Annotated in this window: 21 protein-coding genes; 14 read left to right on the top strand and 7 right to left on the bottom strand. The window is 56.4% G+C overall.

Features of this window, described 5'->3' with window-relative positions:
• From C8D99_RS13875 to C8D99_RS13920, 10 genes are all read left to right on the top strand, one after another.
• On the top strand, positions 1 to 1,447 hold a 1,447-nt coding region (locus tag C8D99_RS13875; protein ID WP_133959105.1), incomplete at its 5' end, for a peptidoglycan-binding protein.
• A gap of 35 nt (positions 1,448 to 1,482) precedes the next feature.
• Positions 1,483 to 2,079 carry an FHA domain-containing protein gene (locus tag C8D99_RS13880; protein ID WP_133959106.1) on the top strand — a complete coding sequence of 199 codons (597 nt, stop codon included), beginning with the start codon at positions 1,483 to 1,485 and terminating at the stop codon, positions 2,077 to 2,079.
• Positions 2,080 to 2,243: 164 nt separating this feature from the next.
• Positions 2,244 to 3,602 (top strand): VWA domain-containing protein, encoded by a 1,359-nt coding sequence (locus C8D99_RS13885; RefSeq protein ID WP_243833956.1) that lies wholly within the window; start codon positions 2,244 to 2,246, stop codon positions 3,600 to 3,602.
• Positions 3,603 to 3,777: 175 nt separating this feature from the next.
• Positions 3,778 to 4,593, top strand: coding sequence for an FHA domain-containing protein (locus tag C8D99_RS13890; protein WP_166670206.1), 816 nt, complete (start codon positions 3,778 to 3,780; stop codon positions 4,591 to 4,593).
• 11 nt (positions 4,594 to 4,604) lie between these two features.
• The gene (locus C8D99_RS13895; protein ID WP_133959109.1) at positions 4,605 to 5,717 is read left to right on the top strand and encodes a PP2C family protein-serine/threonine phosphatase; all 1,113 of its coding nucleotides are present in this window, start codon (positions 4,605 to 4,607) and stop codon (positions 5,715 to 5,717) included.
• Between the two features lie 80 nt (positions 5,718 to 5,797).
• A complete protein-coding gene (locus C8D99_RS13900) occupies positions 5,798 to 6,838 on the top strand; it encodes a serine/threonine protein kinase (RefSeq protein WP_133959110.1) in 1,041 nt (346 codons plus the stop codon).
• Positions 6,780 to 7,664, top strand: a complete 885-nt coding sequence (locus tag C8D99_RS13905; protein WP_243833957.1) for a tetratricopeptide repeat protein — start codon at positions 6,780 to 6,782, stop codon at positions 7,662 to 7,664. The genes C8D99_RS13900 and C8D99_RS13905 overlap by 59 nt, the downstream gene beginning before the upstream one ends.
• A 5-nt stretch (positions 7,665 to 7,669) precedes the next feature.
• Positions 7,670 to 8,365, top strand: a complete 696-nt coding sequence (locus C8D99_RS13910) for an SH3 domain-containing protein (protein ID WP_133959111.1) — start codon at positions 7,670 to 7,672, stop codon at positions 8,363 to 8,365.
• A 166-nt stretch (positions 8,366 to 8,531) separates the two neighbouring features.
• Positions 8,532 to 9,074: a hypothetical protein gene (locus C8D99_RS13915; protein WP_133959112.1), complete on the top strand. Its 543-nt coding sequence runs from the start codon at positions 8,532 to 8,534 to the stop codon at positions 9,072 to 9,074.
• A complete protein-coding gene (locus tag C8D99_RS13920) occupies positions 9,061 to 11,451 on the top strand; it encodes a TOTE conflict system archaeo-eukaryotic primase domain-containing protein (protein WP_133959113.1) in 2,391 nt (796 codons plus the stop codon). The genes C8D99_RS13915 and C8D99_RS13920 overlap by 14 nt, the downstream gene beginning before the upstream one ends.
• 254 nt (positions 11,452 to 11,705) lie before the next feature.
• Here the strand turns inward: C8D99_RS13920 and C8D99_RS13925 are convergent, their stop codons facing one another.
• Complete coding sequence (locus C8D99_RS13925) at positions 11,706 to 12,359, bottom strand: flavodoxin family protein (RefSeq protein ID WP_133959114.1); 654 nt, start codon at positions 12,357 to 12,359, stop codon at positions 11,706 to 11,708.
• Between the two features lie 578 nt (positions 12,360 to 12,937).
• A complete protein-coding gene (locus C8D99_RS13930; protein ID WP_133959115.1) occupies positions 12,938 to 14,245 on the bottom strand; it encodes an ATP-binding protein in 1,308 nt (435 codons plus the stop codon).
• A 358-nt stretch (positions 14,246 to 14,603) separates the two neighbouring features.
• On the opposite strand from C8D99_RS13930, the gene C8D99_RS13935 reads away from it, so the two are divergent.
• A complete protein-coding gene (locus C8D99_RS13935) occupies positions 14,604 to 15,863 on the top strand; it encodes an exonuclease SbcCD subunit D C-terminal domain-containing protein (RefSeq protein WP_208321200.1) in 1,260 nt (419 codons plus the stop codon).
• Positions 15,853 to 19,110 carry an AAA family ATPase gene (locus C8D99_RS13940; protein WP_133959116.1) on the top strand — a complete coding sequence of 1,086 codons (3,258 nt, stop codon included), beginning with the start codon at positions 15,853 to 15,855 and terminating at the stop codon, positions 19,108 to 19,110. The genes C8D99_RS13935 and C8D99_RS13940 overlap by 11 nt, the downstream gene beginning before the upstream one ends.
• A gap of 564 nt (positions 19,111 to 19,674) precedes the next feature.
• On the opposite strand, the gene C8D99_RS13945 is transcribed toward C8D99_RS13940, so the two are convergent.
• Positions 19,675 to 20,367, bottom strand: a complete 693-nt coding sequence (locus C8D99_RS13945) for a PHP domain-containing protein (protein WP_133959117.1) — start codon at positions 20,365 to 20,367, stop codon at positions 19,675 to 19,677.
• Positions 20,368 to 20,542: 175 nt separating this feature from the next.
• Here C8D99_RS13945 and C8D99_RS13950 point away from each other — a divergent pair, with 175 nt between their 5' ends.
• Complete coding sequence (locus C8D99_RS13950) at positions 20,543 to 21,448, top strand: glycosyltransferase family A protein (RefSeq protein WP_166670207.1); 906 nt, start codon at positions 20,543 to 20,545, stop codon at positions 21,446 to 21,448.
• Positions 21,449 to 21,666: 218 nt separating this feature from the next.
• A complete protein-coding gene (locus C8D99_RS13955; protein WP_338024505.1) occupies positions 21,667 to 22,686 on the top strand; it encodes a glycosyltransferase family 4 protein in 1,020 nt (339 codons plus the stop codon).
• A gap of 146 nt (positions 22,687 to 22,832) precedes the next feature.
• Here C8D99_RS13955 and C8D99_RS13960 read toward each other — a convergent pair whose 3' ends face one another.
• The 4 genes from C8D99_RS13960 to C8D99_RS13975 form a co-directional block, all read right to left on the bottom strand.
• Positions 22,833 to 23,432, bottom strand: coding sequence for a Crp/Fnr family transcriptional regulator (locus tag C8D99_RS13960; RefSeq protein WP_208321201.1), 600 nt, complete (start codon positions 23,430 to 23,432; stop codon positions 22,833 to 22,835).
• Positions 23,433 to 23,505: 73 nt separating this feature from the next.
• Positions 23,506 to 25,404 (bottom strand): heavy metal translocating P-type ATPase, encoded by a 1,899-nt coding sequence (locus tag C8D99_RS13965; RefSeq protein ID WP_133959121.1) that lies wholly within the window; start codon positions 25,402 to 25,404, stop codon positions 23,506 to 23,508.
• A 19-nt stretch (positions 25,405 to 25,423) separates the two neighbouring features.
• Positions 25,424 to 25,639 (bottom strand): heavy-metal-associated domain-containing protein, encoded by a 216-nt coding sequence (locus tag C8D99_RS13970; protein ID WP_133959122.1) that lies wholly within the window; start codon positions 25,637 to 25,639, stop codon positions 25,424 to 25,426.
• 269 nt (positions 25,640 to 25,908) lie between these two features.
• Positions 25,909 to 26,616 (bottom strand): methyl-accepting chemotaxis protein (locus C8D99_RS13975; RefSeq protein ID WP_243833955.1); only part of this gene is annotated, 708 nt, incomplete at its 5' end.

Here is a 26,616-nt window from a genome sequence, read left to right on the forward strand (position 1 = left end):
GACGAAGGACCTGAAGCTGCACCATGCGACGATCACCATGGATCCCGCGACCCACAACCCCGTGGACAAGGATGGCGTGGTGCTGATCGCCAAGGAAGGCAAGGCTCGGTACTTCACGAAAATTAAGCCCCGGAATCCTGAATTCAATGCAGCAAAGGAAGGCCGGCAGGGACAAGTCTATGCGGAACGGCCTGAAAAAAGCCTGTTTCAGATGACTCTAGAGAAGGCTGAAAAGGGAGATCCGGTAGCGCAGTATGACCTGGGTGAACTCTATTTCACGGGTAACGGTGTGCCGGGAGACCTGGGCAAGTCTGTGGAATGGTATCGGAAAAGCGCGGACCAGGGACACACCAGGGCCCAATTCAACCTTGGGTGGATGTATGAAAACGGGCGGGGAGTCCCGGCGGATGAGGCAAAAGCGGCAGAATGGTACCGGAAGGCTGCGGATCAGGGTGACGGAAGGGCAAAAAAATCACTGGAAAGGCTTTTGGCGGCATCCGGGAAAACGGAACCCCAAAAGGAAGGGGTGAAAGAAGAAGCAGCGCCAGCTGTCAATGTTCCAAATGAAGAAGAAAAGAAAGAGGAAGCACCCCGGTTCAACAAGGCGGAAGTGCTGGAAACTCAAAGGCTCCTGAAACAGCTGGGGTTTGAAGTGGGTGCGGTTGACGGCCTGTACGGAAGCAGGACGCAGTTGGCCATCCAGACCTACCAGAGAAATAAGAAAATGGCCGTGGATGGATTGATTTCTGATGCAATGTTGAAGAGCCTCCGCAGATCAGTGGAGGAATTTCAAAAGAAGGCCGAAAAAGAGGCTCAGAAACAGCCTCCGGTTCAGGCCGTGAAACAACCTGAAACGCAAACGGCCGAAAACAAACCCCCGGTTTCCGCTGCTGAGAATCAAAAAACCGGCAAGGAACCTGCAATCGCAAAAGAACCTCCGGCTCAAGAACAGATATCGGAGTCTGAAGCGAAATTCCAGTATCAAATGGGAAAGATGCATCGCTATCGTGACGGGAAAAAAGAATTTGAAAGTTACCTCATTGCAGCTGAATACGGGCTTGCCGATGCCCAATGTGCCCTTGGCGATGTATATATGCACAATAATCTTCTCATTGACGGCAAGCAGGTTGCACCAAATTATAAGCTGGGTGTTCATTGGTATGAGAAGGCTGCGAATCAAGGTCATATCCAGGCACAATACAAATTAGGCTGGGCTTATGAATTTGGAATCGGAACTTATATGAATAAGCTAAAAGCTGCTGAATTCTATCGCATAGCTGCGGAAAAAAATCATCCTATTGCCCAGTATCGACTGGGGTATTTTTATACTAAAGGATTTGGTGTTCCGCGCAACGAGGAGGAAAGTCGAAAATGGTACATAAAGTCAGCCAAACAGGGATACACCCCGGCGAAGCAGTATTTAAAAGTAAATAAAATAAAATATTAGATTCTATAACTTTATCTAATCAGGGGAGTGAGATTATGGCAATCACAAGATGTCCGAACGGTCATTTCTATGATCCAGAAACGAACGACTCCTGTCCATGGTGTGCTGTTCCGGCGGGAAACTTTGATGGAACAAGGCGGGCTTTTCCTGAAACAGCTGCCGTTCCCGATCCGGGGGCTACCGTGAAAATAAACCCGCAAAACCAGCCAAAAGGGGCCCCCGGACAGAGTGCAATCGATGAAGGGCATACGGTGGCGGTTTTCAAGAAGAAAACCGGCATCGATCCCGTTGTCGGGTGGCTTGTCTGTATTGATGGCCCGGACCGGGGAAGGGATTACCGTATCCGCTCGGAAAAGAACGTTGTCGGCCGTTCGGATACCATGGATATTTGCATACGGGGGGACGAGACGATCTCCCGCAGCGACCACGCCTTTATTGTTCACGATCCGAAGAAAAATGTCTTCAGAATCCAGGCAGGATTGAGCCGGGGGCTGATCTATCTGAATGGAGAAGAAGTGATCGCCTCGGAAAAACTCAATGCATACGACCGCATTGAAATGGGGGAAAGCACGTTCCTGTTTGTTCCTTTCTGCGGGGAGAATTTCCAATGGGAAACAAAAAAAGATTCCTGACCTTCCGTACTTCCTTCGCGTGCTTCTTGTTTTTTCTTTTCCTGCTGTCTGGTGGCTGCAGTCCAGCCGCAGGGGCAGTACCGGTAACGCTGCGGGTAAGGCAGGCATTTCTTGAGTTTCCTTCACTGACGGTGTACGCCGACCTGTGGGATGAAGCGGGCAAAATGGCGGATCCCGGACCGGCGGGAAAAATAACCGCAACGGTGGGGAACCAGCCGGTACAGGTAAGCGCCTGGTCTCCTTTTTCCTCGCAGGAGGAGGGGATCACATCAGTTTTTCTTGTGGATATCTCCGGTTCGATCAAGCCGAAACGTTTCGACGAACTCAAGAAAACCATCGCGGCGATGATAGAGAAGATGAAACCCCTTGACCGCGCCGTAATCATTTCCTTTGGAGAGAAGGTGACAGTGGAGCAGGGCTTCACATCTGAGAAAAAATCCCTGCTCTACAGCCTCCAGAACCTGCAGGCGAAGGACAAGCGTACCCAGTTGAATCAGGGGCTCCTTCGGGGCCTGGAACTTGCGAGAACAAAAAAAGAAGACCTTCCCCGCCGGAGGATCATTATCCTCTGCAGCGACGGAATAGATGATATGCCCGGAGGGGCGACGACCGATGAAGTTCGCGAGGCATTGACTCTTGACCCGGTCCCTGTCTATTCCATATTTTTCGATGCCGACTCCATGAGCAAAGCATCGAGAGATGCGGCTTTCAAAGCCATTGGCGAATTCTCACGCAGGTCCGGAGGGCAGGTATTTGATGCAAAGTCATCTGCTTTTTCAGATGTGTTTAGCTCCATATCAGCTTCTCTGAACGAATCCCTTGTTCTGAAAATTGATCTCGGGGAAATGAAACCCGACGGCACGGCGAAGAGGGTTGAAATAGCCTACACCGACGGAGAAAAATCCCTTTATGACGGGATCACGGTCCGCCTCACGCCGCAGCAGGGCCAGGATGCGGAATCAGCACCAAAAGAACCGCTTTCAGCTGACGTTGCAGTGACCGGCAGCGAGCCCGCGGAAAACTGGCTGCAGCAATGGAAGTACCCTCTGGCTGCGGGGGCGGCACTTTTTCTCGGGGGACTGTTGTTCTTAATTATTCAAAAAAAGAAAAAGCAGGCCCTGGTGAAGGACCATGAGGTTAAGCCGCAGGAGAAAGCAACGGTTCAAATGCCGAGGGTTTCCCAGACGGTTTCCGTTCCTGCGGTCCCTTCAATGAAAATTGAGCTCATAGTGACAGGGACAACAGCCCCGGGGGATAAATTTACGGCGAATGTGAGCGACCGTCTGGTCCTGGGGAGGAATACCGGACAGCCTGTCCTTACCATTCCGGGAGACGGGACGATTTCGGGAAGACACTGTGAACTCATCTTTTCCCGGGGGAAACTGTTCGTTGCGGATCTTCAGTCAACCAACGGCACCATGGTAAACGGAGTTCCGGTCAGGGGAGAATTTCCTCTCAATGACGGCGACAGGCTGATGCTGGGCAAAACTGAGATGAGAGTCAAGATCGTTGGGATCGAATGAAAAGGAAACCTCTTCACAAACCGGGCATACTGTGAAGAGGTTTCTTCGTGAAAACTGAAAAGAAAGACTGCCATGAGAGGGCTTTCTACATGAAGCCCCGCATGTGGTCAATGGTCAGAAGCTCTGCCGGCACGGGACTTACGAAAATTTTCCTTTTAAAAGGAGCGAAATGAAAATGCATTACGCCGCTTTGATTGGGGGTCTCCTGGTTCTTGCAGGCTGTTTTCTTCCATGGATTTCTCTCGGAGGTATTCTTGTTGTCAGAGGTTTCGATACCGCTGAAGGCGCGGCTGCGATTGTTTTAGGCCTGTGTGCGGCTGCGGTTGCCAGTTATAATATTTCCAATAAAAGTGACAGACTAAGTCTGGCGTATCCAGTGTGTGGTATTTTCAGTCTGATCATCGGAGTCTACCACATCCTGGAGCTTCGCAGGAAAATAGGAATGATGGCGGAAGGTTTAAAGGCTGCAGAAAAATTCCTGGACATCAAGACTGCTATTATCGAGTACCTGAACATAATGGGCATGGGACTCTGGATCATCGGACTGGGAGGTCTTGTCCTGATAGGAGTTGGATTGTTCAATGCCTTTCCCACAATGAGACCAAAGTTTTTTTCTCCTTCCGTTCCCGGAAACAAGGATAACTATTCTGCCCCTTCTCCCCAGACGGTTCCGAAACGCCAGGCATTTTTATGCGGCATGACAGGGACCTATGCCGGCCAGCAGATTCCTGTCCCGGAAGAAGGGGTTGTTATCGGAAGAGACCCCTCCCAGTGCAGTCTTGTTCTCCATTCATCCTCCGTGTCAAGGCGGCATGCCAGGCTTTCCCAGGGGCCGACTCCCGAAAGCTGGATTCTGGAAGATCTCGGCTCGACAAACGGTACGTTTCTCCAGGAACGGTCGTCCTGGATACGCATTGCAGCGCCTGTAACTCTGACGATCTTCAGAAGATTCCGTGTTGGCGACGACGGCAATGAATTCGAGATCCGGTAGGCGGTTTCATAATGATTGTCTTTCCGGGAAACGCACAGCACATCGGGACTCGCAGCGAACAGCAGGATGCTTTTGGAATCAGCGAAATCGGTGATAGTGAGTTTCTGTCCCATGGAGGCGTACTCGCGGTCGTCGCTGACGGAATGGGGGGGCTTGCAGAAGGCGGCAAGGCTTCCAGGCTCGCGATTAAAACCTTCCTGGAAGCCTATTTGAAGAAGACAGCCGGCGAACCCATCGGGGATGCCCTCGAACGCTCCATGATTGAAACGAATGATGCCGTGTATTCCCTGGCGGTTGAGCTGGGGGAGAAGGGCAACTTCGGAACGACGCTGATAGCCGCAGTCGTGCATGAAAGTGGAATGTACTGGATATACGCCGGGGACAGCCGCATCTATCTCACCGACGGGCAGGCGCTGACCCGGCTGACTGAAGACCATGTGTACGGGAGAAAGCTCAAAAAGGCCGCCGAAAAGGGCCTGATAGAATATGACATGGTGCTTTCTCACCCTGCCAGGGAATCCCTGACGAGCTATATCGGGGATCAATCCGTCAATGAAATAGGAAAGGGCTTTCATTCTGCCCCCCTGCCGGAAAACTTCTCTCTCCTTCTTTGCACGGACGGGCTGTTTAAATTTTTGCCCGAAAAAAGAATCATCGAATGTTATTCCGACGATCCCCGGGAATGGACCCAAAAACTGGTGGATGCAGTCCTGGAAGAGCAGAACCCTTCACAGGACAACATAACCGCCGTCTGCCTGAAGATCGGAGAACCTCAGATAAGGACGCGGGAAGTGAAGGTTGCTCCTTCCAAAAAGAGAAGAACAAAGCTCATAGGGGCCGTTCTACTTCTTGGGTTCGCTATGGCTGCCTGTCTTGGTATTTACTGGAAAGTCAGCCGCAGTGATTCACCCGCAGTGTTAGATCAGGATGCCGCTTCCCAGACCGTTGTTTCAGGAGATGTTCTCCCGGATGCCGGTCATCAGGCGGACGGGAACGGAAACCTCTCGGGAATAATGACGTCCGGGGATATTCCTGCCTCAAAGGATATTATCCTTGCAGTTCCTGTAAAAGAGGATGGAGGGAAGAAGATTGAAGCCGTCCCAAAGAAAGGGAAGAAAAAATAGGTAAAGGCCGATTTTCACGTTTTTTCCGGGATGGTGCCCGGAAACGCAGCATCCGCAAAACGGATCGAGGAGGATCATCGATGGACATCCAGGCAAATGAAATGGGTAGAACAAACCTTTGTCCCTCCTGCTTTTCGGAAAAAGGGCAGTCCGAAACCTGTCCCTTCTGCGGTTACAGGCCGGGGGATTCTAACGACGACTGGAACCGCCTGAAACCGGGGACGATGATCCACGACCGGTACATCGCGGGAAGAATTCTCGGGCAGGGCGGGTTCGGCATCACGTACCTCGGCCTGGACTCTCTCCTTGGTTTGAAGCTGGCAATCAAAGAATACTACCCCGCTGGAGTGGCGGTCCGGAACACCGCGAACCGCACAGTCATGAACGCGAGTTCCGAGACCCGTGAAGATTTCAAACGAGGGATGGAGAAATTTCTCGAGGAGGCACGGATCCTGGCCCGGTTTGAGGGACAGCCGAACATAGTGTCTGTACGGGATTTCTTCGAGGAAAACGGCACCGCCTACATGGTGATGACCTACCTGGAGGGGCGGACGCTGCAGAAATACCTTGAGGAACAGGGAGGGCGGCTGTCCTTCCGGGATGCGATGGACACCCTCTCTCCGGTCATGGACGCCCTTGATGAAGTGCATGCATCAGGACTGATTCACCGTGACATCAGCCCCGACAATATCTTCGTGACACGGAACGGTCAGGTGAAGCTCCTTGATTTCGGGGCGTCGAAATCGGCGATAAACCTGGCACAGCAGAAGAGCCATTCGGTAGTGCTGAAAAGGGGATACAGCCCCCCGGAGCAGTACCAGAGCAGGGGAAGCCTGGGACCCTGGACGGACGTATACGGCATGGCGGCTACGCTGTACAGGTGTGTCACGGGGATGATGCCGCCGGACGCCCTGGACCGGCTTGGAGAAGACACGCTGGTGCAGTCGGGGGAAATCGGGAGACTGTTTCCTTCCCATGCGCAGGAAGGTTTGATGTCAGGTCTCTCTCTCGCTCCGAAGGACCGGCCCCAGAGCATGAGAGCGTTCAGGGAAAGGCTTCTTGGTGAAGAGAACTCTGCTCCGGCAAGGGGAGGAACCGGCAGCACCTGTTGCCGGTGGTAACGATGCTATTCCGGAAGCTCCAAAAAAGAGTGATCAGCAAGAAGGAAGATTCGTATTTCCGCAGGTTCTTGTTGTTTTAGCCGCTCTGGTAGCGTTTGTGTACTTTGCCTTTTTTGCCGGGAATTCCTCTCCGGTACCACCGGTTGTGCCCCCTCCTTCCCGGCAAGAACCCACAGCTCCCCTCAAGCCCACTCCCGCAGCAGAAGTGCAAAGGAATGACCCGAGGTCACTCTTTGAACTGGGGGTGATGTATTGGAAAGGCAATGGCGTTCCACAGGATTATGTGAAAGCGGCAGAATATTACCGCAAGGCAGCAGAATTGGGGCATGCGGAGGCGCAGTACTCTCTTGGAACGTTGTACAAAGGCGGTGCTGGCGTTCCAAAGAACTACGTAGAAGCTGCCAAGTGGTACCGCATAGCGGCGGAACAGGGTTTAAAAGAAGCTCAGTTCCATCTCGGCTATGTATATTACAATGGTGAGGGCGTTCCTAGGAACTTCACGGAAGCCGCCAAGTGGTTTCGCATAGTGGCTGAACAGGGGTATTATTCAGATGCCCAGTTCCGTCTTGGTGCTATGTACGCCAAGGGTGAGGGGGTTCCCCAAGACTATGCGGAAGCGGCCAAGTGGTACCGCAAGGCCGCTGCTCAAGGTCATGGGCCGGCAAAAGAAGCTCTCCGAGAAATGAATAAGGCCGAAAACACTCCTCCGGAGTTGAAAATTCCCAAAACAGTCCGTGCCACCGTTTCCGCAAGCCAGGTCCTCCTGAGATCAAGTCCTTCGATACACTCCGAAAAGAGGGAATGCTCGAAAGAGGGGAAGCGCTAATTGTCGTGACGAAGTGGGTAGCGGAAGTCGATAATGAGGGAATTCTGAAAAATGATATTTCGACGAACAGCGGATATGTCCTGAAAAAAGGGCGTGCGGTCACCATTCGGAAATATGACGCCTATGAGGAAAGGTACGAGGTTACAGTTCAGGATTCAAGAGGTGATGTTTCAGGCTGGGTTCACGTCAGTACAGTGAAATCCCTCAAGGGTGTCCCATGGTATAAAGTGGTAAAGACGGACGGTCAGACAGGGTGGGTTTTGGGGGAGTTTCTTTCCCTGGAATCGAGGTTTGTTGAAGCAGCGGAAAAAATGGATCTCGATGACATCGCCAGGTCTTTTCTTCCCTTTATGCGGAAGTATGCCGAAGCGGTGGCTGAGTCAGTGAATTCAGGGTCTATCTCACCTGCTTTGCCTTACCTTAACCCCGATGGTCCGCTATTAAAAACCAAGGTCGAAAAAATAAAGGAATTACACAATGCCGGAATTCGACAGAAATTACTGGGGATAGAAATTACACAAGCAACCTTGGAAGGCGGGGAAATCGTTCTCTTTGTCTACGAAAAATACGAACTTTCTTTTCCTGACGGTCGAAGAAAAATGTCGGCCGATTCCTATCGTTACAGAATCAGAAGACCTGTCGGAGATTCGGAGACATCTCTCCGGGTCTTGTATTCTTCAGCGATGTTTTCTCCCAACTGAAGAAATGTAGGGATGCAGAAAAGCGCCGTATCTTTCCCGGAGGGGTAATAATGATTTCCGAGTCGTTTTCCCTGTCCCTGGAAGCAGCCGAACAGGAGAAAAATGATCCGGTCGGCTTTCCTCAGGATTGAACCGATGCCAGTGGCAGATTAGGAGAGATATACACATGACAGACAGCAAGAAAAAACCGGGCTGGAGCGACCTCAAGCGGCGCCTTGCCGATCTTGACCGCCCTGCGCTGCTCGGGCTTATTCAGGATCTCTATGCCGCCGACAGAAAGAACCAGCTCTTTCTCCATGCCCGCTTCGCCCTGGTCGAGGACGTGCTCGGGCCCTACAAGGCCGTTATCAGCCGGTGGATTTGTCCTGATGTGATGAAAAACCAGGAAGTTTCCATCTCAAAGGCCAAGAAAGCGATCTCCGATTACAGGAAGGCTGTAGGTCATCCTGAAGGGATTGCAGAACTGATGGTGTTCTATTGCGAATCCTGTTGGGATTTTCTCGGCAGCTGCGGCATGGAGGACGGAGGGTTTTTCGACGCCCTGATCCTGATGTTCGGGCAGGCGCTGAAGGCGGTTGCGAAACTGGAGCCTGATCAGCGGAAAGCCTTTGTTGACAGGCTCGAACGGGTCCGACACGAAGCGCGGAACTGGGGATGGGGCGTGAGTGATGCCATGGACGATCTAATGGAGGAATATGGGCCTGCATGAAAGGGACAACGGGGTGAACGGTCGGGGCGAACTGCGGATACTCCGGGAGGAGAACGCCCGGCTCAAGGAGCTGTTGACCCGGCACGGCATCTCCTGGGAAGTGCCGGTTGCCTCTGAACCCGCTTCTGGACCATTGGAATCCCCTCAAACCAGGACACCTCTCACCGCCGGGGAAAAAATAGCCCTTTTCCGCCAGTTGTTTCGGGGGCGGGAGGATGTTTTTCCCAAGCGCTGGGAGTCTGCCAGGGGTACGTCCGGCTATTCTCCTGCTTGCGCAAATGAGTGGAAGCCCGGAATCTGCGATAAACCCCGGGTGAAATGTGCAGCCTGTGCCCGGCGCGAGCTGATGCCGGTGACTGACCAGGTGGTGTACGACCACCTGGCCGGGAAACAGACCATCGGGGTCTATCCGCTCCTTACTGATGACAGTTGCTTTTTTCTGGCTGTAGATTTTGATGGATCAGACTGGCGGGAAGATGCCGGAGCCTTCATGAAATCCTGCCGGGAGCTGGGGATTCCGGTGGCGCTGGAAATCTCACGCTCAGGCAACGGCGCGCATGCCTGGTTCTTTTTTTCCGAGAATATTCCGGCCCGTGAGGCCCGTCAGCTCGGTGAGGTACTGATAAGCCATACCTGTGATCGTACCCGGCAATTGTCTCTTGCCAGTTATGATCGCCTCTTTCCCAATCAGGACACTTTGCCGAAAGGCGGCTTCGGCAACCTGATCGCGCTGCCCTTGCAGAAACACCCCAGAGAACTGGGGCGCAGCGTATTCGTGGATGAACGACTTATCCCCTATCCGGACCAATGGGGGTTTCTGGCATCCGTTTCTTCAATGACAAGGCGGGATGTGGAAGACTCCATTTCCCGGGCAGGCGGCAGACAGCACCTTCTTGATGTATCCTTTGCTTCCGGCGAAGAAAACGACAAACCCTGGCAAAGCCCCGCACCAGTGGCTGCAAAAATCGCCGGACCGCTTCCGGAATCTCTGACATTGGTGCTGGCAAACCAGATCTATATCCCCAAAGCCGGCCTGCCCCAGCCTTTGGCCAATCGTCTGATCCGGCTCGCGGCTTTCCGGAATCCTGAGTTCTACAAGGCCCAGGCCATGCGAATGCCGGTATGGAACAAACCTCGACTCATAGGCTGTGCTGAGAATTACCCGCAGCATATCGGCTTGCCGCGAGGTTGTCTCGATGGAGTTCTGGACCTGCTGCGGGAGAACGGCATCCATCCGGTGATTCGGGAGGAACGCCTGACTGGACGGGACGTGGCTGTCACATTCACGGGCACTTTGAGAAGCGATCAGGAATCAGCGGTGGGGGAGATGCTCAAATATGAAGTCGGTGTCCTCTGCGCACCGACGGCTTTCGGTAAGACAGTCGCGGCCGCGTCTTTGATCGCCCGGCGGGGGATCAGTACATTGGTTCTTGTTCACCGCACAGAGCTCCTGAGGCAGTGGCAGGGGCGGCTGGAAAACTTTCTTGAGTTTCAGAAGGGAAGTATTGGGGTTATCGGAGGTGGCAAAAAGAAACCCTCCGGTATGATAGACATTGCCGTCATGCAGTCCCTCTCCCGCCGTGAAGACTTGACTGATTTTCTGGATCAGTATGGTCAGATCATCGTCGACGAATGCCATCATTTGTCGGCCTTCTCTTTTGAAAGGATTCTCAAACAGGCCAAGGCGAAATATGTGATGGGGTTGACGGCGACGCCTATACGCCGCGACGGCCATCAGCCCATAATTTTTATGCAGTGCGGCCAGATCCGCTACAATGCCGCAAGGCCCGAATCAGCTCCGCAAAAACTGGAAGTCTGGTCGAAGGCCCTGATTACCCCCGGTATACCAGAGAACTCACCGATACAGGAGGTTTTTCGTGTCCTCGTCAACGACGCCGCCCGTAACAGGCAGATAGCGGAAGATATTTCTGCAGCATATCGGGAAGGCCGAAAAATTCTTGTACTAACCGAACGGACGGACCATCTGCCTCTTTTGCTGGAGGAGGTGGGAAAGGATGTTGAGCATTGTTTCGTGCTGCACGGCCGTATGTCGAAGAAACAGCGGACATCCGTGCTCAAGGAATTGGATTCGTTGGATGAATCCTCGCCGAGGATACTGCTTGCCACCGGACGCCTGATCGGTGAAGGCTTTGACCATCCTCCGCTTGATTCGCTGATGCTGGCGATGCCGATCTCATGGAAAGGAACCTTGCAGCAATACGCCGGACGCCTGCACAGGGAGCATGCAGGCAAGAGCGATGTCCGCATCTACGATTATGCCGAGACGAATCATCTTCAGCTGGCCCGTATGTGGGAAAAGCGCAGGCGAGGGTACCGGTCGATGGGGTATGAAATCAAAAGCCGTGAAGAGGGATAGGCTTGAAAAGCGGTCGGAAGTGCATTTTTTGCGCCCGGGCCCGATTTTTCATAATTGAAGAGTTACGGCTAGAGTACGGCTAGAGTCGGAAAATAGCTTTTATCAACTATAAAGGAATCCTTTACAGTTCGCCGTGAGCAGAAGGAAGCCCAAGGGGAGTTCGATTATCTCAGAAGGGAAGGGAAAATCCCTGCCGTCCGGCGGGGAGGATGAAGCCTGACCGCTATTCTTGGAACGCTCTTTTCCGGGGCTGCCTACCCCTTCGCGGCTGCGGCCAGTTTTTCCCCCAGTTCGAACGCGCGTCTGCAGTCCTCGGGGAAGACGTCCTCGCGGCGCTTTTTCTTCGCTTCGGCGTCAAAGCAGGTGGAAAGATACTCCGAATAGTCGCTGAACTGATAGGTGTCCGTTGACAGCAGAAGTTCACAGTTCCCGAAAATCCGGCTCAGGGTTCTCTGAGTCGCGGCGAAGGTTTTGTCGTAGCCGAAGGAGTGCAGGGACTGTTCGGGGATGTTCATGGTGTAGACCAGCCCGATCCGGAGCCTGCCGGGGAAAATGGAAGCGTAGTCGGGGGTGTAGGTGAGAAACGGGAAGAGGAGGCGCTCCAAAAATGACCTCATTTCACCGGTTTCGGAGCCGAAGTACACCGGGGTTCCCAGGAGAAGAATGTCCGCCCCGGCGGCTTTTTCCAGGATGGGGGTCAGCCCGTCGTTGACGGCACACCGGCCGTAGCTTTTCCCGCCGATTTTTTTGCAGGCGAAGCAACTGACGCACCCTTTGAAGTCGTGGTCGTAGAGGTGCACCAGCTCGGTTTCGGCGCCCTTTTTTGCGGTTCCCGCCAGGGCGTGCTCGAGCAGTATTGCCGTATTCCATGTTTTTCTGGGACTGCCGTTGACTGCGATCGCTTTCATGTTGTGCGCTCCTTTATGTACAGGTAAAAACGGGGATCTTCCGAACGCTCCTGTATTTGTTCAATCGCTTTGTTTGCTGATTATACCGCTAAGGAGGAAACGAGGTCCTTCCCCCCCGGGATGCTCCCTCCGCTTTGCTCTGGATGCTGCGCGACCGCGATCGCTTCGCTCAAGACGACAAGGCAATTGTCATCCTGAGGGCTGTTTCATCGCCCGAAGGATCTCGCTTTTATGCCCCTCAAAGGAAAGGCAACACCTATCCTTCCCCACCGGGGATGCTCCCTCCGCTTCACTCTGGATGCTGCGCGACCGCGATCGCTTCGCTCATTCGGGATGACAAGCAGGGGCAACACCAGATCCTTCGTCGCTCTGCTCCTCAGGATGACAATCAATAGAAAGCGAATCAATAGAAAACGATTCTCCTGTCGCTTCGCTCCTCAGGACGACAGAGCGCTGTCATACCAAGGCCAGTTCCAAGGCCGAGGGATCTCGTTCTTGAGGCAGTCCGGAACCAAAGGCGAGGTTCCTCGCCCCCTCCGGGGACGCGATCGCTGCGCTCGCTCGGAACGACAACCAACTCATCCCCCGATAGCTTCCCTGATGTATTGCACCGCATACAACGGCAGGTTCAGAAGCCAGTCCTCCTTTTTCCATGGCACCATTGACGTCCGCACTGATATTTTCGGCCTGTACTTCTCACGGAAAGTCTTCAGGCTTTTTGCCTGAAGGTTCACCTCGGCCTTCACTTCCAAGGGAACGATATCCCCGCCGGCTTCGAAAAGAAAGTCCACTTCCGCAGTTCCCTTTTCGCTTGACCAGTAGAATACGTCCATACCTTCAGCGGCTTTCAGCTGCTGGAGGACATATTGCTCCGTCAGCGCTCTCTTGAACTCCCGGAAAAGAACGTTTCCATCCACCAGGGTAGCCTGTGAAAGCCCCGCCATGCAGGATAAAAGCCCTACATCGGAAAAGAAGAGCTTAAACGCCCTGAGGTCTGCATAGGCTTTCAGGGGGAGTGCCGCACCGCTCACCCGGTGGACCTTGTGGACAAGCCCGCAGTCGGCAAGCCAGAGCATGGCCATTTCGTATTCTTTCGCGCGGGCTCCCTCGCGGATCAATCCGTACATGAACTTCCGGTTCTCCCTGGCGAGCTGAGAGGGGATGCTGTTCCAGAGCATTCTGATCCGGGGAACGGTATCATTGGGCGCGTGCTTTGAAAAGTCCTGCTCGTAGGCGGACAGGATCCGTTGTTGGATCTCCCTTGTCCCGGAGAAATCCATGGTCTGGGAGAAGTGAGACACCGCTTCAGGCATGCCTCCTACGAAGTAGTAATACTTCAGCAGATCGGTGTAGGTTTGAGCGAACGTGGAGGCAAGAGCGAAATCCCCTTTTTTTAGTACGTCCGCAAATCGCTCTTTTCCAAGGGCACGAAGAAACTCGGTGTAAGAAAGGGGGTACAGGTCGAGGAACTCCACTTTCCCCACGGGAAAGGAGGTTTCCGGGTGAAGGGCCACACCGAGAAGAGAGCCGGCGCACAGGATGTGATGCCGGGGGGCGTTTTCACTGAAATACTTCAGTGAAGCGAGGGCGTCGGGGGCTTCCTGGACTTCGTCGAAGACGAGAAGGGTTTCACCGGGAAGAATTCTTTTCCCCGAGTAGAGTTCAAGGCCGATGAGGATACGGTCCACGTCGAAATCAGGGGAGAAAAGCTCCTTCATCTGCCGGTTGCCGTCAAAATTGACATAGACGGTTTCGGCGTACTCTTTCCGTCCGAACTCCTTCATCAGCCAGGTCTTTCCCACCTGCCGGGCTCCGCGGATAAGAAGCGGCTTTTTGTTCTCCCTGGTTTTCCACTGCTTCAGCGATTCCATTGCAGTTCTGTCCATTCAGCATCACCTGCCTATTTATGAGGTATTATACCAAATAAACAATGGACTTTATGTGTTTTAAAAGCATTTTTACAAATGACTTTTTGTGAGGGGCCCGAAATGATTACTATGATGCGCTTGAAGAGGAAAAGTGACTGCCAATGAGGCCCTTCGTCGCCCTGCTCCTTGAGGACGGCAATCGTGCCGGAGTCACCGGGAATTGACGGCCCGGCGGAATAGGCCGACAATGGAGGCACCTTACCGGAGGTGTCCCCATGAAAAGAATGAAACCTTCGCCCGACAGTCTCTTCCGAACCCCGGCTGAACCCCTTTGCCCCGGGGACATATCTTTTCGAGCCCGCGAAGGGGTTCTCACATGCCGGAAATGAGAATCCTCCACACGTCGGACTGGCATCTCGGCCGCACCCTCTACGGCCGAAAACGGTACGAGGAATACGAAGCCTTTCTGGAGTGGCTGGCCCAGGCTATCCGGGACAACGGGATCGACGTCCTGGTGGTGGCGGGCGACGTTTTCGACACCACGGCGCCGGGGAACCGCGCACAGGAGCTGTATTACCGCTTCCTCCGCCGGGCGGGCTCCCTGGGCTGCCGCCATGTGGTGGTGGTCTCCGGAAACCATGATTCCCCCTCCTTCCTCGACGCTCCGAAGGAACTTCTGAAGGCCCTCGAGGTTCACGTCACCGGGAGCCCCTCCGGAAATCCGGAGGATGAAGTGCTGGTGCTCCGGGACGGGCAGGGAGTCCCCGAGCTGATCGTCTGCGCCGTGCCCCATCTCCGGGACCGTGACATCCGTACGGCCGAGGCGGGCGAGAGCATCGGGGACAAGGAGCGCAAGCTCCTGGAAGGCATCCGGGAGCATTACGCAGCCGTCGCCGCCTGCGCGGAGGAGAAACGCAGGGAGCTCGGGAGCGCCATCCCCATCCTCGCAACGGGCCATCTGTTCGCCGCAGGAGGCCGGACTGTGGAAGGCGACGGTGTCCGTGAGCTTTATGTAGGCTCCCTGGCCCACGTGGACGCCGCAGTTTTCCCGTCCTGTTTCGACTACGTGGCCTTGGGCCACCTCCACGTTCCCCAGAAGGTGAACGGCTCCGAAACAGTGCGCTACAGCGGATCGCCCCTGCCCATGGGCTTCGGCGAGGCGAAGCAGCAAAAGAGTGTCTGCGTGGCGGACTTCCGGGGAAAGGATGCTTCCGTTCGCCTTCTCACCGTGCCGGTGTTCCAGCAGCTCGAGCAGATCCGGGGCGATTGGGACCTTATATCCGGGCGGATCTTCGAGCTGGCCTACCAGGGGTCCCAGGCATGGCTCGAAGTGGTCTACGACGGGGACGAAATCCTGGGCGACCTCCGGGAGCGGCTGGAAGAGGCGGTAGGGAACACCTCTATGGAGGTGCTCCGGGTGAGGAACACCCGGGCCGTCGAGCGGGCGCTGGCGCAGACCATGGAAGAAGAGACCCTGGACGACCTGGACGAGGACGACGTCTTCCGCCGGTGTCTCGAGGCGAACCGGGTCCCCGAAGACCAGCATGCGGAGCTGTTCGCGGCCTACCGGGAAGCGGTCCTCTCCCTCTTGGAGCGCGGGGGTCAGCCGGAACAGGGGGGCCGCCATGAGAATTGAAAAGATCAGGTTTCTGAACCTCAACTCCCTGGTGGGGGAATGGGAGATCGACCTGACCCACCCCGCCTTCGCGTCCGACGGCATCTTCGCCATCACGGGGCCCACCGGCTCCGGAAAGACCACCATCCTGGACGCCGTCTGTTTGGCCCTCTACGGCCGGACCCCCCGGCTGAACCGGGTGACGAAAAGCGGCAACGAGATCATGTCCCGCCAGACGGGGGAGTGCTTTGCCGAGGTGACCTTCAGGACGGGGGCGGGGTGCTTCCGGTGCCACTGGAGCCAGCGCCGGGCGCGGAAAAAGCCGGACGGCGAACTCCAGGCCCCGAAGCACGAAATCGCCGACGGCGAGACGGGCACCCTCTTCGAGTCCAAAATCCGGGGGGTGGCAGGGCAGATCGAGGAAGCCACAGGAATGGATTTCGACCGGTTCACCCGGTCCATGCTCCTGGCCCAGGGAGGCTTCGCCGCCTTCCTGCAGGCGGCCCCGGACGAACGGGCCCCCATCTTGGAGCAGATTACGGGTACGGAAATTTACAGCCTCATCTCCATGGAAGTCCACGAACGCCGCCGGGACGAGCGGGAGAAGCTGAATCTGCTCCAGGCGGAGACTGCTGGGATCACGGTCCTGCAGCCGGAGGAGGAGGAAGCCCTCCGGCGGGACCTGGCGGAGAAGGCGCGGGAGGAAGAGGCGGCCGCCGGGAGGCTGGAGATAACGGCACAGGCCATGAACTGGCTTACGGCCCTGGAGGGGCTGGAACAGGAGATCTCCGGCCTGGCGGAGGAAGAGACTGAGCTGCAGGGTGAATGGGCCGCCTTTGAACCGGACCTGGAAAAGCTCCGCCGGGCCATGAGGGCGGCGGAGCTCGAGGGCGCCCATGCCACCCTCGAGGCTCTGCGGAAGCAGCAGGCCGACGATTCGGAAGCCCTGAAAGCGGAGGAGGAGAACCTCCCCGAACTGGAATCCCGGGCCCGGGAGGGGGCCCAGGCCCTGCTCGAAGCGGAGCTGGGGACCATCCGGGCGAAGGAAGAGCTGAACCGTGCCGCCCCGCTGATAGCGAAGGTCCGGTCCCTTGACCAGCGGCTTGCGGACCGCCGGAACGCCCTTTCGGACATGGATGAGGAATGCCGGCAGGACGGCGGGAACCTGGACAAAGCCCGGGAAAGCCGGGATGAAAAACTGGGGCTTCTCGCCGGTGAGGCGGAACGGCTGGAAATAGCCGAACGCTGGCTGGAGGAGCACCGGCGGGATGAATGGCTGGCGGGCGGTCTGGCGGGAGTGGAGGAACAGGTGAACGCCCTGGTTTCCCGCCAAAAGGATATGGCCGATGGGGAGGCCGCCCTGGAGGCGGTAAAGGAATCCCTCCGGCAGGCGGAAGCCGTGCTTAAGGAATGTTGGGAGCGTACCGGCGCCCGCAGGAGGATCCTGGAGGCCGCATCGGAGGAACTGCGCCGGGAGAAGGAATCGCTGGAGTACCTGCTGGACGGCCGCCTGCTCCGGGAATACCGGGCGGAAAAGGAAGCCCTGCTCCGGGAGATGGCCTTCCTCGCCAGGATCGCCGAGCTGGAGGACTACCGGGCAAAACTCGAGGACGGCAAGGAGTGCCCTCTCTGCGGCTCCCTGGAGCACCCCTTTGCGGAGGGGAACGTTCCTTTGCCCGACGAGACGGAGGGGAAGATCGCCGCCCTTGAAAAGCTTATCGCGGAGGCGGAGGAGCGGGAAACGGCGGTGCGGGGGCTCGAGAAGTCCGAGGCGGCAGCCCGTCAGCAGATGGCGGACGGAGAAAAGGACGAAGGGGCGGCCCTTTCAGCCAAAACGGCGGCGGAAAAGGCATTGGCTCTCTCCGCTGAAGGACTGGAAAAATTGCGGGCGGACTGCCTGCGTCTTACAAACCTCCTCAAAGACAGGCTGCAGCCCCTTGGCATCGACAGCATTCCGGAGGGGGATCTGCCCTCTCTGGCGGTCTCCCTGCGGGAACGGATGAATGCGTGGCAGCAGAAGGTCCGGGAGAAGGCGGACATGGAAAAGAAGATCGGCCTTCTGGAAAGTGACCTGAAATGGCTCGACGGCACCCTGGAAACCCTGACCCGCGCCCTTGACGAGAAAAAGAGACGGCTGGAAACTCTCCAAAAAGAGTATGACCGCCTCCTTGAGGAGCGGAAGGAACTCTACGGCGAAAAGGATCCCGACGGGGAAGAGCATCTGCTGAAGGAGGCCCTGGAAACCGCCGGGGAGGACGAAAGGAAGGGCAGGGAGCTCCGCGACGGATTGAAAGAACGGGCTGACAGGGCGAAATCCCGGATGGAATCCCTGCAAAAGGGCATCCTTCGGAGGGAGCCGGAAGTGCGGAAGGCGGAGGCCGCTTTTTTCGCCGGTCTTTCCGCGGCAGGTTTTGAAGGTGAAGAAGACTTTCTGGAAGCCCGGCTTGAACCGGAGCAGCGGGAGGCCCTGGCTGCGGGGAAGAAGGATCTGGAAGACCGCCGGACGGCCCTGGCGGCCAGGCGGGCGGACCGGGAAAGGAAACTGGCGGAGGAACGATCCCGGAAGGTGACGGACGAAACCCCCGAGGCACTGGAAAACCGTTTCCGGGAATGCGAGGATTTCCTGAAGGCCTTGCGGGAGGCGGTTTCAGGCCTCAGGCACAGGCTGAACGAGAACGCCGCATCCCGAGAGCGGGTGAAGGAAAAGAAGGCGGCCCTGGAGGCCCAGGGCAGGGAGTGCCGCCGGTGGGACGGCCTCCATGAGCTGATCGGTTCCGCTGACGGAAAGAAATACCGTAATTTCGCCCAGGGACTGACCTTCGACATGATGATCGGCCAGGCCAACCGGCAGCTTCAGAAGATGAGCGACCGGTACCTGCTGGTCCGGGACAGGGAGCAGCCCCTGGAGCTGAACGTGGTGGACGGCTACCAGGCCGGTGAAATACGGTCAACCAAGAACCTCTCAGGAGGAGAGAGCTTCATCGTCAGCCTCGCGCTGGCCCTGGGGCTCTCCTCTATGGCGAGCAGGAACGTCCGGGTGGATTCCCTCTTTTTGGACGAAGGCTTCGGCACCCTGGACGAGGAAGCCCTCGACACCGCCCTTGAAACCCTCGCGGGCCTGCAGCAGGACGGCAAGCTGATCGGGGTGATATCCCACGTGCCCGCCCTCAAGGAGCGGATCAGCGCCCGGATCGAGGTCGTCCCCCGGACCGGGGGCAGAAGCCGGATCACCGGCCCGGGGTGCAGTAGAAATTCCGAGGCGGGGTAGGGGGGATGAAATGCCGCCCTTGTCGCCCTGAACGGAGTGATCGACTGGTTCTGTCATCCTGAGGCCGGTTTCTTTGGCCGAAGGATCTCGCTTTTGATTCCGCTGAGACTCAAGCCCAAAATCCCTCCCTGGAGGGGAAGAATCCCGGTTTTGTCATCCTGAGGAGCGTAGCGACGATCGCGGAGCATCCCCGGAGGGGAAGGATCTCGGGGGTGATTTTAAAGATTCCAGAAACAGGTCCTTCACTTCGTTCAGGACGACAGACCGGGATAGTGTCGTCCCGAACGGAGTGAGCGACTGGTTCTGTCATCCTGAGGCCGGTTTCTTTGGCCGAAGGATCTCGAGGTTGTTTGAAGGTTCAAAAAAACAGATTCCTCCCCTCCAGAGATGCTCCCTCCGCTTCGCTTGGGTGCTGCGCGAGCGCGATCGGCCGAGAACCCTGCCTCGGGATGACTGACTTACCATGTCGCCCCGCAAGGGAGCTGAAATGTGGAAGAGTTGAAGGAGGGGTATTCTGTAATGCCGGTAAGTGCTGGAAACTCTGAAAGGCCCGGCGGTGAGCGTTCAGGAGACGTACAGCCGTTCCTGTTCCATCCGGCGTGATGAGGCCTCAATAACAGGCACCCGGTCCGCCGGTATTGTTTGGGTGCGATATCGGCCGTCTTCAAGAACAACGGGCTCAACCAGACCTGCACGGACAGCCCTGATCAGGTCCCCCTCGTTTCGTACAGGTTGAAGAAACCGTGTGGCGCAGAGCCCCACACGCTCCGGAAGGTGGGCGTCGCTTCCTCCGAGCCGGGCAAATCCCAGTTCGAAAGCGAGATCCGACGCCATGGCGTTGTGATGCGGGCGGGTGCTTCCGTTCAGGGCTTCGATGCCGTGCAGGCTATGGAGCCCCCGTATTCCATTTCCCAGTCCTCTGTCGTTGTCACGGAAGGGGTGGGCGCTTACGGCACACCCTCCCTGCCGGTTGACGAGGGAAACAAGCTCATCCGCGTGCATTGCGCGATCCGGTACCTTGTCAAGGCCGAAAACGAGCAGGTCTCCCTCGAAGGTCAGGAATTCCATACCGACCAGCACCAGAAAGTCATGCCTGCGGGTCAGCTGTTCCGCAAGCCGCCGCATTCCCATGTGCTCGTGATCGGTGACGCACAACCCGTCAAGGCCTGCCGCCTTTCCGCGGAGGATTGCCTCACGGATAGGAAGGGGACTGTCGTAGGAAAATTCTTTTGAATGAACGTGGGTATCAAGAATCATAGCCCGCTCCGTTGTCTGGATGTGAAAAAACACAATGAACGGAATTATACTTATTAAATCTTAGAATGTCAAAAAGGAGAAGCGAGATGTTTCGGGAGAGAGATACATCTCTTTTCGGGCATGCTTTATGCTACGATTGACCTCATCCGGCGCAGTCCGAAAGGAGGCGAATCCCGTGCCCGAAGCGACCGTCGTCATTTCGCTCTTCAACAAGGGGCCCTATATCGGTCGGGCGCTCACATCCGTCCTGAACCAGGGCCTGCAGGATATTGAAGTCCTGGTCGTGGATGACGGTTCCTCGGATGACGGCCCCGAACAGGCGGCGGCCTTTCGGGACCCGCGCGTCCGCCTGATCCGCCAGTCCCACGGCGGCGTTTCCACCGCACGGAATAACGGAATCCGGACCGCCTGCTCTCCCTTTGTCGCTTTTCTCGATGCAGATGACGAATGGCGTCCCGGTCACCTGGCAACCCTGCTTCGCCTCCATACATCCTTCCCGGGCGCAGGAATCTGCGCCACTTCCTACGTGTTCATCATGCCTGACGGGACCAGGAGGGCGCCCACATTCTCGGGCTTTCCCTGTCCGCCCTGGGAAGGGCTCCTGCCTGACTACTTCCGGGCGGCGGCCATGGGGAAGCCGCCGGTCTTTACTTCCGCTGCAGGAGCTCCAAAAAAAGTGCTGCTCGAGGCAGGGCTCTTTGCCGAGGGCGTCCACCTTGGAGAGGATCTTGACCTCTGGGGACGGATAGCCCTGGAGTCCCCGGTGGCGTTCAGCCATTCCGGGCCTTCCTGCTACAGAAAAGACGCCGGAAACCGCCTGTGCGTGCGCATTCCCCGGGAGCGGGAGCTGCCCTTTGTTGCCACTGCCAGAGCGCGGCTTTGCAAAGGAAAAGTTCCGGATCATCTGGTTCCTTCGCTCCGGGCCTACTGCTGCAAGCTGGTTTACCTTTCCTGCAGGCATCTGCTGCGTGCGGGACGAGTGGACGATGCGGCCCTTCTGCTTCACAAATCGGGTTTTGAAGGGGAAGAAAACGGCCACATCAGGAGAATACGGACCGCCGTTGCCGGAAAGGGGGGCTGAGAATGAGGGTTCTTCACCTCTTGAGCCAGCGTCCGGATTCCACGGGAAGCGGGACAATGCTTCAGGCTATCCTTACCGAATCGGAAAAATTCGGACATGAAAACATGGTCGTGGCGGGCATACAGGAAGGTTATCTCCCGGTTTTTCCGGGCCTTTCACATCTCCGGACCCGTTTCGTCACCTTCGGGGGAGGAGACCTCCCATTCCCGATACCGGGCATGAGCGACGTTATGCCCTATCCGTCCATGAGGTTCTCCGACCTGACGGACCGGCAGCTCTCTTCCTACAGAGATGTCTTCAAAACGGCGGTCCTGAAGGCCGCGGCCCGGTTCCGGCCTGACATTATCCACTCGAACCACCTCTGGCTGGTCACATCACTCGCCCGCCGCATCCTTCCGGGCATCCCCATGGTCGCCACATGTCACGGCACCGATCTTCGGCAAATGCACACATGCCCCAGGTTCAGGCAGGAGGTTGTCTCCGGATGCTCCGGCCTGGACGGAGTATTTGCGCTCTTTTCAAGACAAGCGGAGGAGATACGGCAGGTCTACGGCATTCCTGCCGGACGGATCCACGTCACAGGCGCCGGATTCCGGAGCGGACTGTTTGTTCCGGGAGAGAAAAAGACGGATATCCCGACAATCGTTTACGGAGGAAAACTGAGCCGCGCCAAGGGGGTACCCTGGATGCTCCGGGCATTCGCTTCCGTCACCGACCTGCCGTGGACGCTGTTTCTTGCCGGAGGGGGAACAGGCCCCGAACGGACAGAATGCATCGACCTCGCCGGGAGGCTCGGAAACCGCGCAGTCATTGCGGGATCTTTGAGACAGGAAGATTTCGCGGCCGCCCTGTCCGGGGCGAACATGTTCATCCTTCCCTCCCTTTACGAGGGGCTGCCCCTGGTACTTCCCGAGGCTCTTGCCTCCGGCTGTCTCTGCCTTGCCACCGACCTGCCGGGTGTGAGGGACATCCTTAAAATGGCGGGAACGGACTGGCTCCGGCTGATTCCCTGCCCTCCCCTTGAAGGTGCTGATACCATCGCGCCGGGGTACGAATCGAAATTCGTCGGCGACATTGCCGCAAAACTGAGGGAGGCATTGACGGACATCTTCCACAGGCCGCCTTCAGCGGAATCGTACAGAGAACTGGCTGAACGGCTGAAAAACAGCACGTGGCAGGCAGTGTTTCAGAGGATGGAGAAGGTGTACTTCACGCTGGCAGCTTCTGAATCCCGGTGAAGGCGAGATTCTTCGGGCTTCGCCCTCAGAATGACAGGCAAATACTGTCGTCCTGAACGGAGCGACGCGCAGGGAAATCCAGAGGCTCATTTGCCCCGTGCCGGAGCCGGGGCAGCGGCTTTCAAGGCCCTTTTGCAGGCAGGTTCTCAGAGAAGTTTCTGCAATCCTTCCCTGTTCTCAATGATTATCCTTTTATGTCCCTTGAGTGAAATGAGCCCTTCTTCCTGAAAGGAAGACAGTTTCCGGCTCAGGGTTTCCTGGCTCATCCCCAGTTGGGAGGCGAAGTCTCCTTTTGTCATGGGGAGAATGATTTCCCTCTCTTCACCAGATAAATCGAGCAGAACCCTCGCCAGCCTCTCTTCCACGGAATTCAGGCTGATTTCCTTTATCAGGTTTTCGGCCCGTTCGAGCCTTTTGCTCAGTTCGTCCATAACCTTGAAAGCGATGGAGATATATTTCGACATCAGCAGCTTCAGCTTCCCGCCGTCGATAAAGCACATGGTGGAGTTTTCAAGGGCTGCCGCATCGTCCGTAAACGGAAGGTAACTGAACAGTGAAAGCTCTCCGATGAATTCTCCCGGGCCTATGACTCGTATGACCTGTTCCTTGCCGTCGGAACTGAGCCTGGATATTTTCACCCCGCCGGTGTGGAGAATATAGAGTTTCCCGCCGGTGTCCCCCTCCCTGTAAATGAACTCTCCCTTTTGAAAGGTGCGGGGTTCGGTAATGGAGGCTATCTCCGACATTTCGTCAGGGCTCAGGGATTGAAAAAGAGGCACATTTTCAAAACAGTTCCGCCAGTTCTCGCCACCACTGCAGCTACAGTTCTTCAACAGCAATTCCCCCTTCACCGGATGGAACGTCCTCCGGCTTTTTCGATTCCCCGTAATGAAGCAGCCTGACCGCGTTGAGTATGACCAGGAGTACGGAAACTTCATGTACCAGCATTCCGAATGACAGCGTAACGGTTTTGGCCAGCACTCCCGCCAGAAGAAACGCCGCCACAAGAAGAGCGAAGGTGATGTTCTGCTTCATGTTCCGGACGGTAGCCCGGCTCAGGCCGACCGCATAAGACAGTTTCCTGATTCCTGCCGACAAGAGTACCACGTCCGCCGTTTCCATCGCTATATCCTTGCCGGCTCCTCCGACGGCTATTCCCAAATCCGAGGACGCGAGCGCCGGTGCGTCGTTGACTCCGTCGCCCACCATGGCGACGCTTCCGTACCGTTCACGGAGTTCGGACAGAATCCGCACTTTGTCGTCGGGAAGCAGTTCGCTGTAAAACTCGCGGATGCCTGTTTCCTTTGCAATCGCCTGGGCCGCTCTTATGTTGTCTCCGGTCAGCATGACAATCTTTTCAATTCCCCGCGATTCAAGGTCGGCAATCAGAGCCTTCGCCTCAGGCCTCACGGTGTCGGCAATGGAGATGATGCCGCATACTCTCTCAGCCGTGCCCACGATAACCGCCGTCTGCCCCTTTTTCTCCTCGCTCTGCAGATAACTTTCGTGCCTCTCAACACTGATTCCGTTGTCCGTGAACAATTTCCTGTTGCCGATGAAGTAGGTTTTTCCGTCAAGGCTGAATCTGAGCCCATGGCCGCTGAAAATTTCCGCATCCTCAGGAGTTTCGCTGATCCGCCCCAGTTTTTTTGCCGCCGCTGAGATGATGGCTTTTCCCAGCGGATGTTCCGAGTAGGATTCACCGACCGCAGCAATCCTTAAAAGTTCATCTTCGCTCATGCCCACCGGCTCTGCCCGTGTCACGGAGGGTTTCCCGACGGTCAGGGTTCCTGTCTTGTCAAAAGCGACAGCCTTTACGGTTCCAAGTTTTTCCATAATTTCCCCGCCCTTGACAAGAACACCGTGTTTTGCCCCGTTTCCTATGCCGGCCACGATCGAGACGGGGGCCGAGATCACAAGAGCACCCGGACAGGCTATGACCAGAAGTGTCAGGGCCAGCACCAGATCTTTCGTGGCGAGGAACAGGGCAATGGAAAGAAAGATAATCGCCGGGGTGTAATAGCGGGAGAACTTTTCCAGGAACTTCTGTGTTTTCGCCTTCTTGTCCTGGGCATCCTCAACCATCTGCAGAATCCTGGCAAAAGTGGTGTCCTCGCCGACCCTGTCTGCCCTGACAATCAGATATCCCGACTCGATGACGGTCCCCGAAAACACCGTTTCATCCACGGTGCGGCTTATGGGAATGGACTCTCCGGTAATGGCCGCCTGGTTGATGTAGGCCGAGCCCTCCACGACGGTTCCGTCGACCGCTATTTTTTCTCCGGGCCTCACCACCACGAAGTCACCTTTCACCACATCTTCCGGATCGACCTCCGTTTCGGCGCCGTTTCTTCGCACTCTTGCCTTATCCGGCGCCATATCGAGCAGAGCCTTGATGGAAGACCTCGTCTTTTCAATGGTCCTGGCCTCAAGGTAGTCGCCCAGCATGAACAGAAAGGTTACCGCGGCCGCCTCCCAGTACTCGCCGATGATAACGGCTCCGGTAACGGCAATGGTTACCAGGGCGTCGATCCCGACGATGCGATGCCTCAGCGCCCCGATGGCCTTCCTGAAAACAGGGGTGCCTGCAATTACGGTTGTGGCAAGCATCAGAAATATCGTGATCTTTTCGTATCCGATCATCTCTTTCAGCACGAAGGATGCAGCGGCCAGAATCCCCGAGATGAGAACAATCCGCCCTTTCGTCATTTTCATCATTGCAGACACCCCCTTCTTCCTACTTTTCGCTCAGGACCCGGTAGCCCAGGCTTTCAATTTTCGCCCTGATCTCTTCTGCGGTGACAGCGCTGTCGTCAAAGCTCACCTTTACTCTTGATGAATTGAACAGCACCTCTGAACTGCTGATGCCTCCGGTTTTTTTCAGCATACCCTCGATTTTCGCTATGCAGCTCGGACAGGAAACGGTTTCCAGCTGAAACGTTCTGTTTGTCATGAATATGACCTCCCTTTATGTGTGGTAGGCTGAGGATACAGGAGGCCCGGATTTCCTTCCTTGACGCAGGTCAAAATTTTAAAAAACCTCAAATTGTGGTCATTCCGAAGAGGCCAGTTTAAAGGATAGCGGGATCTGATTTTTCCTCTCATTCCCGAGGAGCGAAAAAGAGAGATCCGGAACAGGGTACCGCCCTGATCCGGATCTCTCTTTTTGCTTGCCGGAACGTCCCGAGTAGTATGGACGGACTGCCGGCCGATTCTTCTTACCTATCTTCCCTTGGAGGGATTGTTTCTTTTCTGGGCTGTATTTACCTTTGCCGGTACAAGCCCCCGTTGTTCCCCTTCGTGCTCGAACCGGAAGTACCCCACCAGTTTCCGGAGTTCCCTGGAGAGATCGGCAAGATCTTCGGAGCCCTGGGCGACCCGTTCCGCCGACTCGGCCACTTCTTTCATCTGTCCCCGCACCATGTCGGAGGACGCCGCCGAGGCACTGACCCGGGACGCGATGTTCTGCACAGCCCCGGCGATCTCCTCGCTCGACGCCGCCTGTTCCTCCGAGACGGCCGCCAGGTCCTGGGTCGAGGACGAAATTCTTGACAGGGCTTCCATCATCTTCGCAATGGTCTCCCGGGTCCCTTCCGCGAGCCCGGCAGAGGCGTGGGAGTTCTTCGCGCTCTTTTCCGACGAGGAGACCACCTGGTCCAGGTCTTTTGTAATCATCCCCGCAAGCTCCGCGATCTTCTTCGCCGCCTCGTTGCTCTCCTCGGCGAGCTTCCGCACTTCTTCCGCCACCACGGCGAAGCCCCGTCCTGCCTCACCCGCCCGGGCGGCCTCGATGGCGGCGTTGAGGGCGAGGAGATTGGTCTGGTCGGCGATGCCTCCGATCTGGGAGACGAAGCTCTGGATCTCCCGGGCACGGTCGCCGAGTTTCCGGACCTCTTCCGAAGCCTGTTCAGATTCCGCCGCTACGCCGGC

The sequence above is a fragment of the Aminivibrio pyruvatiphilus genome, assembly GCF_004366815.1.
GTDB lineage: Bacteria > Synergistota > Synergistia > Synergistales > Aminobacteriaceae > Aminivibrio > Aminivibrio pyruvatiphilus.